Here is a 16605-nt window from a genome sequence, read left to right on the forward strand (position 1 = left end):
TGTTAGCACGGTACTGGAAGAGAACGGCAGGCATAAAAAAACCAACCGTAAGAGGTTGGTTTTTCTAAGGGATTTTGGTCGGCACGAGAGGATTTGAACCTCCGACCCCCGACACCCCATGACGGTGCGCTACCAGGCTGCGCTACGTGCCGACTTGTGGATGCCAATACTACCGCTTTCCACCACGAATGCAAGGGGATGTCTTGCTAACTGATTTATAATTAATCAGTTAGCAATGAATCGTTTCTCGTCGGTCAGTACCTGCAACAACAGGCTCAGCTGCGGCTTCTGGTCTTTGATCTTCTCGCCGTGTAGATCGTATGTCTGATAGGTGCCGTTATTGTTCAGTACCAGCGTCATTTCCGGCGTGGTAATCGCCAGCGTACTGCCGTCCGCCGCGGTCACCCAGTAATGGCGGCGCGTGGCGTTGAACAGATCCTGTCCCTGCGAGTACTCATTGGCTGGCGTACTGACGTGCAACAGTCGCTGCATCAGCGTCGTCATCAAATCCGTATGGTCGGTCAGAGTGTTGATTCGCTGCGCTGGCGTGCCCGGCCAGTGAATGATCAACGGTACTTGCAGATGGCCGCGAGACCAGGCGAAATGGCTCTCTTCCTGCGCTAACGGTACGCCGCGACCGCCCGTAATGATCACCACGGTGTTGTTGAGTTTCCCTGCGTCACGCAGTGCGCTGAGCACCCGGTTAATCTGGGCATCCACGTTCTCTGCGGCGCGGGCATACCGTTTCGCAAAGTCTTTCTGGTTGCTGTCGTCAACGTTTGTGCCGTTGAAGGAAACCCATGAGAACCAGCGGTTATCTTCCTGGGCGTAACGTCCTAACCAGTTAATCCACTGGCTCGCCGTCTGCTCGTCGGACTGCGTTTGCACGGTTGGCATGGAGAAGTCTGACAGCAGCGCCTGGCGGTAGAGCGGGCTGGTGAAGCCGTCAGAAGAGAATAGCCCTAACTGATAGCCTTGCTGGTTCAGCGCCGAGATCAGCGCGGCAGGCGTTCTGGTCGACAGAATACCGTCCATATAGCTGGGCGATACGCCATAGAACAGACCAAATATCCCATTGTCAGATGTGTTGCCTGAACTCATGTGGCGCGTGAACGACGTATTCTGTTCGGCGAATGCGGCCAACGCGGGCATCTGTTTTTCATAGCGGGAGTAGTTCAGCGCGTCGACCGTAATTAACAGTACGTTCTGGCCGGTACCCATGTCGCGATATTGCAAATCGCTCAGCGGATACTGAACGGAAACGGCTTCCGGGTTGCCTTGTTCCACCAGACGGCGCTGATACTCCTGCGCATCCAGCAGGCCGTGTTTTTCCAGAAAACGGCGCGCCGTCATCGGGTATGACAGCGGTAAATTCGCGCGCTGCATGGTGATCGGGCGATAGAAGTTGGCGTCTGCCCAGATATACACCACATGCGAAGCGATAAATGAGACGAAAAAGAACGCGGCAAGCGGTTTGGCGAAATGGCGACGTCGCGTCAGGCTGCGCAGCTTTTGCCAGCTCCAGGTCGCAAACAGCATTTCGATTAACAGGATGACCGGCACGCTAATAAACATCAGCTGCCAGTCGCGCGCCATCTCGTTCTGATCGGGGTTAATGACCAGTTCCCAGACAATGGGATTCAGGTGCAGGTGGAAGCGGGTAAAAACTTCGCTGTCGATCAGCAACAGCGTCATGCCCGCTGTCGCCAGGATGGCTGACAAAAAACGCATCAGCCGCTGGGACATGACAATAAATGTCAGAGGAAACAGGATCAGCAGGTAGGCGGCGAACACCAGAAAGCTGAAGTGCCCGACAATGCTCAGGTACGAGTAAATACGCCCTGCAAGCGTTGTCGGCCAGTCTGCGACAAACAGGTAACGGCTACCGAGCACCATGGCCAGCAGAATGTTGAACAGTGCAAACCAGTGCCCCCAGCTAACCATCTGGGAGACTTTTTCACGGTAGCGCTGACGATGAGTTACCATAAATAGCCGTTCGTTTCCCTTAATGCGCTTTGTCGTCGTTAATTGAAGACTGTAATGCGCGGGCAAAAGAGTTCGCAATCGCCTGGCGTTGAGCCGGTGCGATGCTGGTGTTGATAAGGTTGGTGACCATATTTCCCAGCACCATCAGGGAAAGGTCGGTCGGTGCCTTATGTTTTTCCAGTACGTTGAGCAGGTCACTCAGTAATTGTTCAACGTGTTCGTCACTATAGCGGGAGTGTTGTGGCATAAATCGCAATCAGTTTGTTCATGAAAGGGCAACATATTACCGTAGCAACAGTTTTTTTTCTGCTTTTTTATCTCCTGTTGCGTCACCGCCCGTCAGGTGATTGAATACCGCCCGGTCATAAAGGAGAGTTTATCATGAGTCTGGATATCAACCAGATTGCCCTGCACCAGCTTATCAAACGTGATGAGCAAAATCTTGAGCTGGTCTTGCGCGATTCATTACTGGAGCCGACAACCACCGTTGTCGATATGGTGGCTGAACTGCACCGGGTCTATAGCGCCAAGAACAAAGCGTACGGCCTGTTCAGCGAAGAGAGTGAACTGGCGCAAACGCTGCGGTTGCAGCGTCAGGGCGAGGAGGATTTTCTTGCCTTTAGCCGTGCGGCGACCGGCCGTTTACGCGACGAACTGGCGAAATACCCGTTTGCGGACGGCGGTATTGTCCTGTTCTGCCATTACCGTTATCTGGCGGTGGAGTATCTGCTGGTGGCGGTGCTGAACAACTTAAGCAGCATGCGCGTGAATGAGAACCTGGATATCAACCCGACGCACTATCTGGATATTAACCATGCGGATATTGTGGCGCGTATCGATTTGACCGAATGGGAAACGAACCCGGAATCCACCCGTTATCTGACCTTCCTGAAAGGCCGGGTAGGGCGCAAAGTGGCCGATTTCTTTATGGATTTCCTGGGCGCCAGCGAAGGGCTGAACGCGAAAGTGCAAAACCGGGGGCTGTTGCAGGCGGTGGACGATTTCACCGCAGAAGCGCAGCTGGACAAAGCTGAACGTCAGAATGTCCGTCAGCAGGTGTACAGCTACTGCAATGAGCAATTACAGTCTGGTGAAGAGATTGAGCTTGAATCGCTGTCGAAAGAGTTATCCGGCGTCAGCGAAGTCAGCTTCAGAGAATTTACCGCTGACAAAGGCTATGAGCTGGAAGAGAGTTTCCCGGCGGACCGCAGCACGCTGCGTCAGCTGACGAAATATGCCGGGAGCGGCGGTGGGTTAACCATCAACTTCGACGCCATGCTGTTAGGTGAGCGGATTTTCTGGGACCCGGCGACCGATACGCTGACGATCAAGGGAACGCCGCCAAACCTGCGCGATCAGCTCCAGCGTCGGACGTCCGGCGGTAATTAACGGTTTTGACGTTATGTGTTGTAACGCCGGATAGCGGTGCAGGCACCTTATTCGGCTTACGGTTCATCGCCTTGTCGCGCACCATAAAAAAACCCCGCCGTGGCGGGGTTTTTCTTCAACTTGTTGGCGATTACGCGCGAACGAAGTCGATGTGAGTCAGCTTCGGCTTGAACGCGTGACGCTGTACAGCCTGAGCTTTAACTTTTACTTCTTTACCGTCAACAACGATGGTCAGAACTTCGCTGTAGAACTCAGCTTTAGCTTGCATGTTCATAACCTGGTCGTGGTCCAGTTCGATAGCAATCGGGGCTTCAGCGCCACCGTAGATGATTGCCGGGAACTTGTTAGCGGCGCGCAGGCGGCGGCTCGCACCCTTACCCTGCTCTTTACGTACTTCTGCGTTGATAGTAAACATTTAAAATCTCTCTTAAATAATTCCTGTTACAGGCGACCCAGCAACAGGTAAGTGATCTGCTTTGCGTATGCAAAAGCGGGCGAGATTCTATACTCAAATGGCTATCACATCAATCAAAAGTACGATTAACCGCGCAATTCATGTGCCCGCCGGAAGCGGCCTTCATAATCGAAGACTTTTTCGCGCACCTGCCAGTACTGACCTTTCATGCGGGCGACGACAAAATCAGGGTGGCGAAGCAGCGCCTGCTGCGCCAGGATATCCGCCGCAGCGATCCAGCGTAACGGAATACCCGGCGTGCGGGTATGCGGGCGAATAAACAACTGTTCAAAGGCGGTGCGTTGAGCGGGCGTCTGCAATCGGAAGCGCTCACTCACATCGGCGCCGTCCTCATCGTAGTAGGTGATTTTCAGCCATTCGCCTTTCTCATCATGCCCGTGTTGTAACGCCATCCCGCTACAGCGCAATACCAGCGCATCTTTGAGTTTTAGCGCCGCTTTCAGCATATCGTCCGGGTCGACCAGAATCGTGTCGCACTCCCGGCAGCGCCGGGCGGCGATATCGTTTTCCGCGTTGCACTGCGGGCAGTTTTTAAAGCGGAAGCGAAAATCGCACTGTTCGCGATGCCCGTCATCATCTTCAAACCAGCCCTGGCAGCGGCGACCGAAATGCTCAATCAGCGTGCCGTCAGCGGTGGTTTTCCCCCAGAAGGTATTGGCGAACCCGCAGGCAGGGCAGAACACCTGCACGGGAACGTTGTCACTTTTGCCTTTTGGCGTGCCCACTTCCGGCGCATACAGATCGTGCGGGTTTCCGGCATAGTCGAGGATCAGACAGTCGGTTTTTCCAGGCGCAAGCCGCAGACCACGCCCCACGATTTGTTGGTAAAGACTGACTGACTCTGTCGGGCGCAGGATAGCGATAAGATCGACATGCGGCGCGTCAAACCCGGTCGTCAGCACGGCGACGTTCACCAGATAACGAAAGCACTGGGCTTTGAAATCGTTAATCATCACGTCGCGCTCTGCGCCCGGCGTGTCCCCGGTAATCAGCGCCGCATCATCGGTGGGCAGCAAACCCACAATCTCTTTGGCATGTTCGACGGTGGCGGCGAAAATCATCACCCCTTTGCGGGTTTGGGCAAATTCAACAATCTGACTGATGATGTGCGGGGTCACGCGCTGCTGCTTTTTCAGCTCGCGATTGAGGTCAGCTTCGCTGAACAGGCCGTTACTCTGTGCCTGCAGGCGGCTAAAATCATACTGCACCACGGGCATATCCAGACGCTCCGGCGGCGTCAGATAACCATGCTTAATCATGTAGCGCAGCGGTAACTCATAAATGCAGTCGCGAAAGAGCGCTTTTTCGTCGCCGCGCACCATGCCGTGGTAATGAAAATGATAAATCCAGCCTTTGCCTAGCCGGAAAGGGGTGGCCGTCAGGCCGAGCAGGCGTAAGTGGGGATTCACTTTACTCAGGTGCGCCAGGATTTGCTGATACTGACTCTCTTCATCGTCGCCGATGCGGTGACATTCATCGACAATCAACAGCGAAAACTCGCCCTGGAAGGCGTCAAGGTTACGGGCGACCGACTGCACGCTGCCAAACACCACCTTGCCGTGGCTCTCTTTACGCTTCAGACCGGCGGAGAAAATGTCGGCCTCCAGCCCCAGCGCGCAATATTTGGCATGGTTTTGCGCGACCAGCTCTTTTACATGCGCCAGCACCAGCACGCGCCCACGCGCCACTCGCGCCAGCTCGGCAATCACCAGACTTTTGCCTGCGCCGGTTGGCAGGACAATCACGGCAGGCGTGCGGTGGCGGCGAAAATGGTTGAGCGTGGCATCCACGGCTTCTTGCTGGTAAGGGCGAAGTGTAAAAATCATGGTCTCACTACGATGAACGGTACAGGGAATAGTATGCCATGAATCATTTCCCTTGAGCGATGGTTAGAGCCCGTTATACTGGATGGACAACGGCTTCATTTTTCGGGCGTTATGCCCGATTTCCGTATTATTACAGGCAAAATCAAACTCATGCGACTTGATAAATTTATCGCTCAGCAACTCGGCGTCAGCCGTGCTATTGCCGGGCGTGAGATTCGTAGTAACCGTGTTATCGTCGATGGCGAAATCATCCGAAACGCGGCGTTTAAACTCCTGCCAGAACATAATGTCGAGTACGATGGCAACACGCTGGTTCAGCAAAATGGTCCGCGCTACTTTATGCTTAATAAGCCTCAGGGCTATGTCTGTTCAACGGACGACCCGGATCATCCCACGGTACTCTATTTCCTTGATGAACCTGTCGCGTACAAGCTGCATGCCGCCGGGCGGCTGGATATCGACACCACGGGACTGGTGTTGATGACGGATGATGGCCAGTGGTCGCACCGGATCACCTCTCCGCGCCATCATTGTGAGAAAACCTATCTGGTCACACTGGAATCGCCGGTAGCTGCGGATACCGCCGAACAGTTTGCCAAAGGCGTGCAACTGCATAATGAGAAAGACCTCACCAAACCGGCCGTGCTGGAGGTGATCACTCCGACGCAGGTGCGTCTGACCATTAGCGAAGGGCGCTACCACCAGGTGAAGCGGATGTTCGCCGCCGTGGGGAACCATGTTGTCGAACTGCACCGCGAACGCATCGGCGCAATTGTGCTGGATGACGACCTCGAACCTGGCGAGTATCGCCCGTTGACCGAAGAAGAAATCGCCAGCGTCGGTTTATAGACCCGGTGAGCCAGGCGCTTTACGTCCCGCTAAATTCAGGAGTTCATTTGTGACCACCCGGCAGCACTCATCCTTTGCCATTGTTTTTATCCTTGGCCTGTTAGCCATGCTGATGCCGCTGTCGATTGATATGTATCTTCCGGCGCTGCCGGTGATTTCTGCCCAGTTTGGCGTACCGGCGGGCAGCGCGCAGATGACCCTCAGTACCTATATTCTGGGGTTCGCCGTGGGGCAGCTTATTTACGGCCCGATGGCGGATAGTCTCGGGCGCAAGCCGGTGATCCTCGGCGGGACGCTGGTGTTTGCGGCGGCGGCGGTGGCATGCGCGCTGGCGCAGACTATCGACCAGTTGATCATCATGCGTTTCTTCCACGGTCTTGCCGCCGCTGCGGCGAGCGTGGTGATCAATGCCCTGATGCGCGATATCTACCCGAAAGAAGAGTTCTCCCGCATGATGTCATTCGTCATGCTGGTGACGACAATCGCGCCGCTGATGGCGCCGATTATTGGTGGGTGGGTTCTGGTGTGGTTGAGCTGGCATTACATCTTCTGGATTCTGGCGGTGGCGGCGATTCTGGCATCGGTGATGATTTTCTTGTTGATTAACGAGACGCTTCCCGTTGAACGCCGTCAGCCGTTCCATATTCGTACCACGATAGGGAACTTTGCCTCGCTGTTCCGACACAAACGCGTACTGAGCTATATGCTGGCCAGCGGATTTAGCTTTGCGGGAATGTTCTCGTTCCTCAGCGCCGGCCCGTTTGTGTATATCGAGATTAACCATGTGTCGCCGCAGCATTTTGGCTATTACTTTGCGCTGAACATTGTGTTCTTGTTTGTGATGACCATTATCAACAGCCGCTTCGTGCGCCGGGTTGGGGCGTTGAATATGTTCCGTACCGGGCTATGGATTCAGTTTGTGATGGCTGCCTGGATGGTATTCAGCGCGCTGTTTGGCGTGGGCTTTTGGGCGCTGGTGGTTGGCGTCGCGGCGTTTGTCGGATGTGTTTCTATGGTCTCTTCAAACGCGATGGCCGTTATTCTGGATGAATTTCCGCATATGGCGGGCACCGCCTCGTCGCTGGCCGGTACGTTCCGGTTTGGCATTGGAGCGATTGTTGGGGCGCTGCTGTCGCTGGCAACCTTTACCTCCGCCTGGCCGATGATTTGGTCGATTGCTTTCTGCGCAACCTGCTCCATTCTCTTCTATCTCTACGCCAGCCGCCCGAAAAAACGGTGATCTAATACACAACATGGAAGCTGGAAGGCTTCCTTTGTTGACGTACATCAACGTCAAATCCATCATTTTTTCCATTTATGTTTATTTTATGTAAAATCAATTTATGTAAAAAGTCACATCATTGTAGTTAAAAAGGTTGAGTTAGATCGCAGAAACGGGTACATATAGCCCGCAAATACGTCCGGCACTGGCAAAAAATATTTTAATAACGGGCTGTACAGGCCGCTCAGACCAGGGATGTAAGCGTTTTCGATCTGTTTAAGGACGGGTTGTCAATGATGTGTTAATATGGATGTAAATAAATTGTGAAGTGAATGTGCTTCCGGGGAAAGAAAGTGACTACATTACAACTCTCAATCATTCATCGTTTACCGCAGAACTATCGGTGGTCAACGGGTTTTGCAGGTTCAAAAGTTGAACCGATTCCGCAAAACGGGCAGAACACAGAAAACAGTCTGGTGGCGCTCAAACTCCTGAGCCCCGATGGTGACAGCGCATGGCCGGTGATGCATACACTTAGCCAGGCGCTTAGCGACATCGAAGTGCCTTGCTCCGTTCTGGAGTGCGAAGGCGAGCCGTGCCTGTTTGTTAATCGTCAGGACGAATTTGCCGCGACCTGCCGCCTGAAAAATTTCGGCGTAGCGATAGCGGAACCCTTTTCGAACAACAATCCTTTTTGAGCGTCAGCTTAGCGCGAGCAACTGACGCGTATACTCCTGTTGCGGAGCGGTAAAGACACGCTCACATTGCCCCTGTTCCACCACTTCTCCTTGTCGCAGTACAATGACCTGATGGCATAATGCGCGCACAACATGCAGATCGTGGCTGATGAAAATGTAAGCCAGGCGATGCTTTTGTTGTAAAGATTTCAACAGCGCCAGGATTTGTGCCTGAACCGTTCTGTCCAGCGATGATGTCGGTTCATCCAGAATAATCAGCGACGGTTTCAGTATTAGCGCCCTGGCGATAGCGATACGCTGGCGCTGGCCGCCGGAAAATTCCGCCGGGTAACGATGGCGCGTCTCAGCATCCAGACCCACTTCCTTCATGACGGCGATAACCTGTTCTTCGCGCTGCCCGGCGGAAAGGGCCGGTTGATGAACGCGTAAGCCTTCTTCAATAATTTGCAGTACGTTGAGGCGGGGGTTCAGCGATGAGTTCGGGTCCTGAAATACCACCTGAATACGGTGACGAACCGGCAGCAACTGACGGCGGGTTAAATTTTGCAACGGCTGGCCGTCAAAAGTGATGCTGCCCTGCGAGCGAATCAACCGCAGCAAGGCCAGACCGGTGGTGCTTTTCCCTGACCCGGATTCACCGACCAACCCCAGCGTTTCACCGGGTCGAAGCGCGAAACTCACCTCGTTAACCACGACGTTATGATCCACCACGCGTTTCAGAACCCCTTTTCGAATCGGGAATGCGACGCGAAGCTGGCTCACTTCCAGCAGCGGCGACGACTCACCGGGCAATGGAACCGGGGAGCCGGTGGGTTCGCTGTTCAGCAACTTCTGCGTATAGGGATGCTCAGGCGCGCTAAGCAACGGCAACGCACGGTTTTGCTCCACGCATCGTCCGTTTTGCATCACCGCCACGGCGTCCGCCAGTTTTTTCACGATGCTGAGATTATGGGTGATAAACAGCATACCCATATTCAGTTCGCGTTGCAGTTCACGCAGCAGTTGCAGGATTTGCGCCTGTACGGAGACATCCAGAGCGGTCGTGGGTTCATCGGCGATTAACAGTTCAGGATGCGTGAGCAACGCCATTGCGATCATCACGCGCTGGCGTTCGCCGCCTGAGAGCTGATGGGGATAATCGCTCAGCCGTTTCGCGGCCTGACGAATCCCTACGCGATCCAGGCAGCTCAGGATTTCGGCCCTGGCGGCCTCACGGCGCATTCCCCGGTGCAGGGACAGCACTTCGTAGAGCTGTTTTTCCAGCGTATGCAACGGGTTTAGCGATACCATCGGTTCCTGAAAAATCATGGCGATTTTATTGCCCCGCACGCCGCGCAGCGTCTGCTCGCTGGCGTGGAGCAATGACTCGCCATGAAAACGGATATCGCCCGCGAGATACACCGCAGGCGGAGAGGGCAGTAACCGCAGAATCGACAGCGCGGTGACGCTTTTACCGGAGCCGGATTCGCCCACCAGCGCCAGCGTTTCGCCTGCGTCAACCTGTAGAGAGATGTCGTTAACAACCGTGCGCACGTTCTCCTGATGGCGAAAACCTACCGATAAATTCTCAATAGTTAACAGAGGATGCGTCATCTTATACCGCCTTGTTGGGATCAAACGCGTCGCGTACTGCTTCGCCAATAAAAATCAGCAGCGACAATAACACCGCGACGGACAGGAACGCGGTGATCCCAAGCCACGGCGCCTGCAAATTATTTTTACCTTGCAGGAGTAATTCGCCGAGGGAAGGGGAGCCGAGCGGCAGGCCAAATCCGAGAAAATCCAGTGACGTCAATGTGGTAATCGAGCTGCACAAAATGAACGGTAAAAAGGTCAGCGTGGCGACCATCGCGTTGGGCAGCATGTGACGCAGGATAATGCTGCGATCGCTGACGCCCAGCGCCTGTGCGGCGCGGATGTAGTCGAAATTGCGCGTGCGCAGGAATTCCGCGCGAACCACCCCGACCAGGCTCATCCAGCCAAACAGGACGGTAATAGCCAGCAGCCACCAGAAATTGGGTTGCACTACGCTTGAGAGCAGAATAATCAGAAACAGCGTCGGCATTCCTGACCACACTTCGATGAACCGTTGCCCCCACAGGTCGATTTTTCCGCCGTAATACCCCTGCAACGCGCCTGCCAGCACGCCCATTACGCTGGAACAGAGGGTAAGCATCAAACCAAACAGGATAGAGATTCGCGTGCCGTAGAGGATGCGCGCCAGCACGTCGCCGCCATTCGCGTCGGTTCCCAGCCAGTTTTGTGTGGATGGCGGAGAGGGGAAGGGTTTATCAGTGGCAAAGTTGATGCTGGTGGCGCCAAAACGCACGGGCGCCCACAGCACCCATCCGTGGTTTTCAAGCTGCTTTTGCAGCCAGGGGTCCTGATAATCCGCCTGCGTTGCGAACGGCCCGCCGAACTCGCTTTCGCTGTAGTTTTTGACCAGCGGAAAGTACCAGCTTCCCTCATAGCGCACCAGCAGCGGTTTATCGTTGGCGACCAGTTCGGCGCACAGACTCAGGCCAAACAGCACCAGGAAAATCCACAGTGACCAGTAGCCCCGGCGATTATGACGAAAACGCGCCCAGCGGGCCTGGTTTGCAGGGCTTAATCGCGGCATCAGCGTCCCTCAAAATCAATGCGTGGATCAACCAGCGTATAGCTGATATCGCTCAGGATATTCAGCAGTAAGCCGATCAGGGTGAAAATGTATAACGTGCCAAACATTACCGGGTAGTCGCGTGACACGGTCGCTTCGTAGCCCAGCAACCCCAGCCCGTTTAAGGAAAACATCACTTCAATGAGCAGCGAACCGGTGAAAAACATGCTGATAAAGGTGGCCGGAAAACCGGCGATCACCAGCAGCATGGCGTTGCGGAAAACGTGCTTCCACAGAATGTTTTTTTCGCTCACCCCTTTTGCGCGCGCGGTGACAACGTACTGTTTGCGGACTTCATCCAGAAAAGAGTTTTTGGTCAACATGGTCAGCGCGGCGAACCCGCCGATCACCGTCGCCAGTACCGGTAACGTGATATGCCAGAGGTAGTCGGTAATTTTCTGATACCAGGGCAGGGAATCAAAATTGGCGGATACCAGGCCGCGCAGCGGGAAGAGGTCGTAATAGCTACCGCCAGCAAAGAAAACGATCAATAAGATGGCGAACAGGAAGGCGGGGATAGCGTAGCCAACGATGATAAAAGCGCTGCTCCAGATGTCGAAACGGCTGCCGTTATATACCGCTTTGCGGATGCCCAGCGGGATCGACACCAGATAAATGATGAGCGTACTCCACAATCCGAGCGTAATGGACACGGGCAGACTGTCTTTGATTAACGTCAGTACGGATGCGCTGCGAAACAGGCTGTCGCCGAAATCAAAACGAACATAGTCCCAGAGCATTTTAAAGTAGCGCTCATGAACAGGCTTATCAAAGCCGTAGCGATGCGTGATCTCCGCGATCACCTCGGGATCTAACCCACGTCCGCCGCGATAGTGGCTGTCGCTAATATTCCCTACGCCGGTCTGGGCGTGGCTGGCGCGAACGCCTTCGCTACCGGCGCCGGGCAGGGCGCCAGACTGGCCGAATTCAATGGCCGCGATCGCCTGGTCAACCGGGCCGCCCGGTGCGATCTGGACAATAAAAAAGTTGATTGTAATGATGGCCCACAGCGTCGGGATCACCAGTAACAGACGTCGAATCAGGTAGGCGCCCATTTATTCTCCCTGTCGTCTGGCGGCGGGAAGTTTTGCCGCTTTGTTGACGTCATACCACCAGGTATCCAGTCCAATGGTGTAGATCGGCCGAATGGCCGGATGGGAAAATTTATCCCACCAGGCGAGCCTGTCTTCCGCCATATACCACATTGGCAGCATGTAGTAATTCCAGGTTAATACCCGATCCAGCGCCCGCCCGAGGGGAATCAGCTTCGTTTTATCGCCCTGGGCGGCAATGATTTGGGCAATCAGTTTATCAATGACCGGGCTTTGCACGCCTGGCGCGTTATAGCTGGAGTCAATGTATTCAGACGCCCAGGATATTTGTAGATCGGAGCTGGGCCACGGCATGGCGCGCCACAGTCGCGGCATCATGTCGTAGTCGCGACTGCGCATACGGTTGGTGATTTGCGAGTTATCAACCTGGCGGATGTTCATCGTGATGCCAAGACGCTGCAAATTATGCTGGAAGGGAAGAACCCACTGGCTGTTGCCGCCTGCCGGAAGCAGCAGTTCAAAGCTCAGCGTTTTGCCGGTCGCGCTGTTAACGCGTTGCTGGCCTTTCAGTACCCATCCCACCTCTGTGAGTAATTTATCGGCCTTCAGCAGGTTTTCCCGATCGTAGCCATCGCCGTTTGAGACTGGCGGCTGATAAATCCGGGTAAAGACCTCCGGCGGCAGATCCTTTTTCATGGGTGCGAGTAAGACCAGTTCGTCTGCACTGGGGTAGTTTCTGGCGGCATACTCGGTATTCTGGAAATAGCTGTTTGCCCGGCTCCAGGCATTATAAAACAATGCCTTGTTCATCCATTCGAAATCAAATGCCAGGGTTATCGCTTCACGCACGCGACGATCGTTAAATACCGGACGCTGAATATTAAAGGCCAGCCAGCGCGTATCCTGTGCGGATTCATTTTTCTGTTCGTCTTTAACGATGTAATGGTTATCAAAGTTTTTACCGGTGTAGCGCGTTGCCCAGTTTTTCGCGTCATTCTCCAGACGCAGGTCAAACGCCCCGGCCTTAAAGGCTTCAAACGCAACGTTGTCATCAAGGTAATAGTCGTAGCGGATGGTATCAAAGTTCCAGCGCCCCCGGTTTACCGGCAGGTTAGCAGCCCAATAGTTTTTTACCCGGGAATAGACAATATACTGGCCCATTTTCCACTGGGTTATGCGGTACGGGCCGCTGGCAAGAGGAGGCTTAGAGAGTGGGTCGCTGAGCTTATGATCCTTCCAGAATTTTTCCGGCATGACCGGTAAAGAAAACAGGCTGAGCATATCCTCTTTACCGGGTTTGGCTAATTCAATGCGGACGGTAAGCGGAGCGATGGCTTTGACGGTCGTGCCTTTGTACACCAGACGAAATTGCGGCACGCCCTCAGTCATAAATTTATGGAAGGTGAAGGCGACGTCGCGGGCAGTGATGGGCGAACCATCATGAAAACGGGCGCGTGGGTTGATGGTCACTTCCACCCAGGAGTAATCCTCCGCATATCGCGCGTTGTCGGCAATGAGCGGGTAGTAGCTGCCGGGTTCATCGTCAGAGGTGGTAAAAAGCGTGTCGTAAAGCTGCTCGGTACGTGCGCCAGGATTACCGCGCATGGAATAGCGGTTGAAATTATCGAATGTCCCGGTCGCGGAAAGCGTTATCCGCCCCCCTTTTGGCGCCGCCGGATTGACATAATCGAAATGATTAAAATTGAAGGCGTATTTGGGTTCGCCAAGCACGGAAAAGGCGTAACTTTCTTTGATGGCCTGAGCCTGTACGCCAAAGCTGGCCAGGGCGACAAACAGAAGCATTACGCGAGCAATCATCGGAAAATGGTTTCCTTTTCTTATCACCTGCCACCGTCAGGCAAGCGTCAATCCTGAATAATAAGTGACGCAGCCTCTGTTGTGAATCCATTCGGGCAGAAGAGTGCCGTCACCATTTCGGCGCGGGCCGGGTATTCATCCAGTGAACGAAGTCCTCAAGCGCTAAGGGGCGGCTAATCCAGTACCCCTGGAGGAAGTTGACGCCATGATCGCGTAGCCATCGGGCCTGCTCCGGGGTTTCCACTCCTTCCGCAACGGTCAGCATATGCAGGCGCTTAGAGAGCATCAAAACCGCATCCAGAACTGGAGAGGTCACGGTTTCCGTACCAATCGCATTAATAAAGCCCCGGTCGATTTTCAGGTAGTCCAGCGTAAAGCGTTCCAGATAGATGAGGGCGCTATGGCCGGTGCCAAAATCATCAATTGCGATTTCGAATCCAGCGCAGTGCAGCCACTCAAATAATTTAGCCGCTTCATGTTGATTGAGCATATCGCGTTCGGTAATTTCCAGTACGATCTGAAAATGATGCGGCGGTAAGGATTCCGCCAGGAGACGGATGTCCTCTTTAAAGCTGTTGCTGTGCAGGTGGTCAGGCGCGATATTGATGCCAAACTTTGCCCCGACAGGCAGTACCTTCTGCAACGCGGGGGCGTCGCGCGCCACGAGTTTAAACAGATGCTGGGTGAGCGGCACAATAAGCTGCTGGGCTTCTGCGTAATGAATAAACGCGTCAGGCGGGATTTCGCCTGCCGTAGGGTGACGCCAGCGTAACAGCACTTCCAGACCCGTGACCCTGAGCGTTTGGGTATCAACGACCGGTTGATAGACCACATAAAATTGTTCGCGCTTGATAGCCACCAGGATCTCTCGTCCCGGCTTCAGGCGGATAGAGCTGATGTAGTAGCAGAGCAGGGCGGCGATGATACCGCTCATACTGCCCAGCAGCAGGGCATAGCCCACGTCGTTATAGGTCCAGCTGTCGGCGTATAACTGTATCTTCAGCGGCAGCCCTTTTATTGTCGCCTGGCGCGAAGGCGTGCCCGACAGCTCTTTCACGGTCATTAAATGCGAAGAAAACGTCGAGAGCACGGTATCGCCAATAATTAATGCGATGCCATCAAAATCTTCCTGTCGGGCGGTGTAAATAAGGTAGGGCGTCAGGTTGATATTCAGTGAGGTAAATACGCCGCTCTCTTTTAATAACGGGTTGCGATACCAAATCGCCATCGCCGGTTTATCCGGCATCATCGGCGTGCCGGGAAGTATCGCCATATCAATCTCTTTGCGGATGTCGATATTGGATACCAGGTCGGTAAGCGGCGTGTCCATCGGCCCGGTTGCCGACGAGCAGAAGGCGATTTTGTCTTTGACGAGCAAAAAGGCGCGCACATTCAGGCTAAAAGCGGCGCGGGAGGTCAGCTCGGAAGAGACTTGCTGGCAGTCATTAAGCGTCAGGGGCTGTAACACATCCGTCGTGGCTTTAAGGTCGGCGAAGTAGCTCACCAGATAATGTTGTACGTCGGATATCAGCGTGTCGTATTTGACTTCACGTTTATGCCATGACATTAAAAATTGCAGGCTACTGATAAGTAACGCGACGATGACCCCTGTGAGAATGCAGGTGAGCAGGATTTTTCGCGAGGACGAGGAGGCGCGTGTGAACATAGTTACTGGTTCTACCTGAGGTAACCGAATGCGATTAAAATGCTTGATTTAAAAGACTATAACCTGGATTAAACCGCATCGTCATACTTTTCTACAGGGATGCGATAGAACGCAAAAAAAGCACCGCCGAAGCAGTGCTTTTTATGTGTCTCGTCAGGATTGCCAAGGGATAGCGGTCAGACGAAAAATTAACTGCGGCTCAGAACCCGGCGCCCTTCGTTGTAACGTTTTTTCCAGTAAGGCTCGTTCATGCTGGAAATAATAACGCCGCTACTGGTAGACGCATGAACAAACTGGTTGTTGCCGATGTAGATGCCTACATGACGGCCCGTCGAACCGGCGCGGAACAGAACCAGATCGCCCGTGCGCAGGTTATTGCGCGAAACGGATTTGCCCATTTCCTGCTGCTCATAGGTTGAGCGAGGCAGTTCTAAACCAAATTGTTCACGGAATGTACGCTGTACAAAGCTGGAACAATCGACACCTTTTTTGGTGCTGCCGCCAAGGCGGTAACGCACGCCTTTCCAGTCAGCATACTGATCCATAATCCGCGATTTAACATCGAGGTTACGCACCATATTTTCAAATTCATCCTGAGAGGCTTGCAGTGAAGAGTTATCTCCATTGCCCACAGCATGCGTCTCAGAATGCACGTTCTTTGCGGTATTTGTAGTGCTACATGCAGAAAGCAGAACCGCCACTGCAATCGCGGGAATTCCCCGCAGGATATATCTCAAAATCGGTTGAGACCTGACCATGTTGTTTGTTTTCCCTTGAAGTCCTTAACGACAAATATCGTTATAAAAATGCCAAACGTGACGAGACTAATTACCTGCGCACAATGAGACAATTCTTTAAGGTCAAATCTGTGGCGGAACGCACAAATTTATTCGCAAAGAGAATAATTATCCAGCGAGGCAAAACGAGTTCAAGATTACCCGATCGTTGCTGCCATTGCGAGCAGT

14 protein-coding genes and 1 tRNA gene are annotated in these 16605 nt (G+C 53.8%); 4 read left to right on the plus strand and 11 right to left on the minus strand.

Annotated elements, in window-relative coordinates; translation table 11 throughout:
• Positions 1–75: 75 nt before the first annotated feature.
• The 3 genes from FD428_RS07385 to FD428_RS07395 all read right to left on the minus strand — a co-directional run bounded on the left by FD428_RS07385 (position 76) and on the right by FD428_RS07395 (position 2233).
• Positions 76–152: transfer RNA gene (locus FD428_RS07385), tRNA-Pro, on the minus strand.
• A gap of 73 nt (positions 153–225) precedes the next feature.
• On the minus strand, positions 226–1986 hold the full coding sequence (gene yejM, locus FD428_RS07390) for an LPS biosynthesis-modulating metalloenzyme YejM (RefSeq protein WP_012131564.1): 1761 nt from the start codon (positions 1984–1986) through the stop codon (positions 226–228).
• 19 nt (positions 1987–2005) lie between these two features.
• On the minus strand, positions 2006–2233 hold the full coding sequence (locus tag FD428_RS07395; RefSeq protein ID WP_012131565.1) for a YejL family protein: 228 nt from the start codon (positions 2231–2233) through the stop codon (positions 2006–2008).
• Between the two features lie 134 nt (positions 2234–2367).
• Here FD428_RS07395 and yejK point away from each other — a divergent pair, with 134 nt between their 5' ends.
• Complete coding sequence (yejK, locus tag FD428_RS07400; protein WP_114848229.1) at positions 2368–3375, plus strand: nucleoid-associated protein YejK; 1008 nt, start codon at positions 2368–2370, stop codon at positions 3373–3375.
• A gap of 130 nt (positions 3376–3505) precedes the next feature.
• On the opposite strand, the gene rplY is transcribed toward yejK, so the two are convergent.
• Complete coding sequence (gene rplY / locus FD428_RS07405; protein WP_012131568.1) at positions 3506–3790, minus strand: 50S ribosomal protein L25; 285 nt, start codon at positions 3788–3790, stop codon at positions 3506–3508.
• A 125-nt stretch (positions 3791–3915) separates the two neighbouring features.
• On the minus strand, positions 3916–5676 hold the full coding sequence (locus FD428_RS07410; protein ID WP_114848228.1) for a DEAD/DEAH box helicase: 1761 nt from the start codon (positions 5674–5676) through the stop codon (positions 3916–3918).
• Positions 5677–5826: 150 nt separating this feature from the next.
• On the opposite strand from FD428_RS07410, the gene rsuA reads away from it, so the two are divergent.
• The 3 genes from rsuA (at position 5827) to FD428_RS07430 (ending at position 8445) form a co-directional block, all read left to right on the plus strand.
• Positions 5827–6525 (plus strand): 16S rRNA pseudouridine(516) synthase RsuA, encoded by a 699-nt coding sequence (gene rsuA, locus FD428_RS07415; protein ID WP_047463976.1) that lies wholly within the window; start codon positions 5827–5829, stop codon positions 6523–6525.
• Positions 6526–6574: 49 nt separating this feature from the next.
• Entirely contained in the window at positions 6575–7765 is a 1191-nt protein-coding gene (locus tag FD428_RS07420) for a Bcr/CflA family multidrug efflux MFS transporter (protein WP_024130168.1), read from the plus strand.
• A 335-nt stretch (positions 7766–8100) separates the two neighbouring features.
• Positions 8101–8445 carry a YejG family protein gene (locus FD428_RS07430; RefSeq protein ID WP_024130169.1) on the plus strand — a complete coding sequence of 115 codons (345 nt, stop codon included), beginning with the start codon at positions 8101–8103 and terminating at the stop codon, positions 8443–8445.
• Positions 8446–8448: 3 nt separating this feature from the next.
• On the opposite strand, the gene yejF is transcribed toward FD428_RS07430, so the two are convergent.
• The 6 genes from yejF to mepS all read right to left on the minus strand — a co-directional run bounded on the left by yejF (position 8449) and on the right by mepS (position 16398).
• Positions 8449–10038, minus strand: a complete 1590-nt coding sequence (gene yejF, locus FD428_RS07435; RefSeq protein ID WP_112001901.1) for a microcin C ABC transporter ATP-binding protein YejF — start codon at positions 10036–10038, stop codon at positions 8449–8451.
• Between the two features lies 1 nt (position 10039).
• Positions 10040–11065, minus strand: a complete 1026-nt coding sequence (locus FD428_RS07440) for an ABC transporter permease (protein WP_114848227.1) — start codon at positions 11063–11065, stop codon at positions 10040–10042.
• Positions 11065–12159, minus strand: a complete 1095-nt coding sequence (locus FD428_RS07445; protein WP_012131578.1) for a microcin C ABC transporter permease YejB — start codon at positions 12157–12159, stop codon at positions 11065–11067. The genes FD428_RS07440 and FD428_RS07445 overlap by 1 nt, the downstream gene beginning before the upstream one ends.
• Positions 12160–13974: an extracellular solute-binding protein gene (locus FD428_RS07450; protein ID WP_114848226.1), complete on the minus strand. Its 1815-nt coding sequence runs from the start codon at positions 13972–13974 to the stop codon at positions 12160–12162.
• A gap of 109 nt (positions 13975–14083) precedes the next feature.
• Positions 14084–15640: a cyclic di-GMP phosphodiesterase gene (locus FD428_RS07455; protein ID WP_012131580.1), complete on the minus strand. Its 1557-nt coding sequence runs from the start codon at positions 15638–15640 to the stop codon at positions 14084–14086.
• 188 nt (positions 15641–15828) lie between these two features.
• Positions 15829–16398, minus strand: a complete 570-nt coding sequence (gene mepS, locus FD428_RS07460) for a bifunctional murein DD-endopeptidase/murein LD-carboxypeptidase (RefSeq protein ID WP_012131581.1) — start codon at positions 16396–16398, stop codon at positions 15829–15831.
• Positions 16399–16605: the final 207 nt, after the last annotated feature.

Origin of the sequence: Citrobacter sp. TBCP-5362, from assembly GCF_005406305.1 — a bacterium.
Taxonomy (GTDB): domain Bacteria; phylum Pseudomonadota; class Gammaproteobacteria; order Enterobacterales; family Enterobacteriaceae; genus Citrobacter_B; species Citrobacter_B koseri.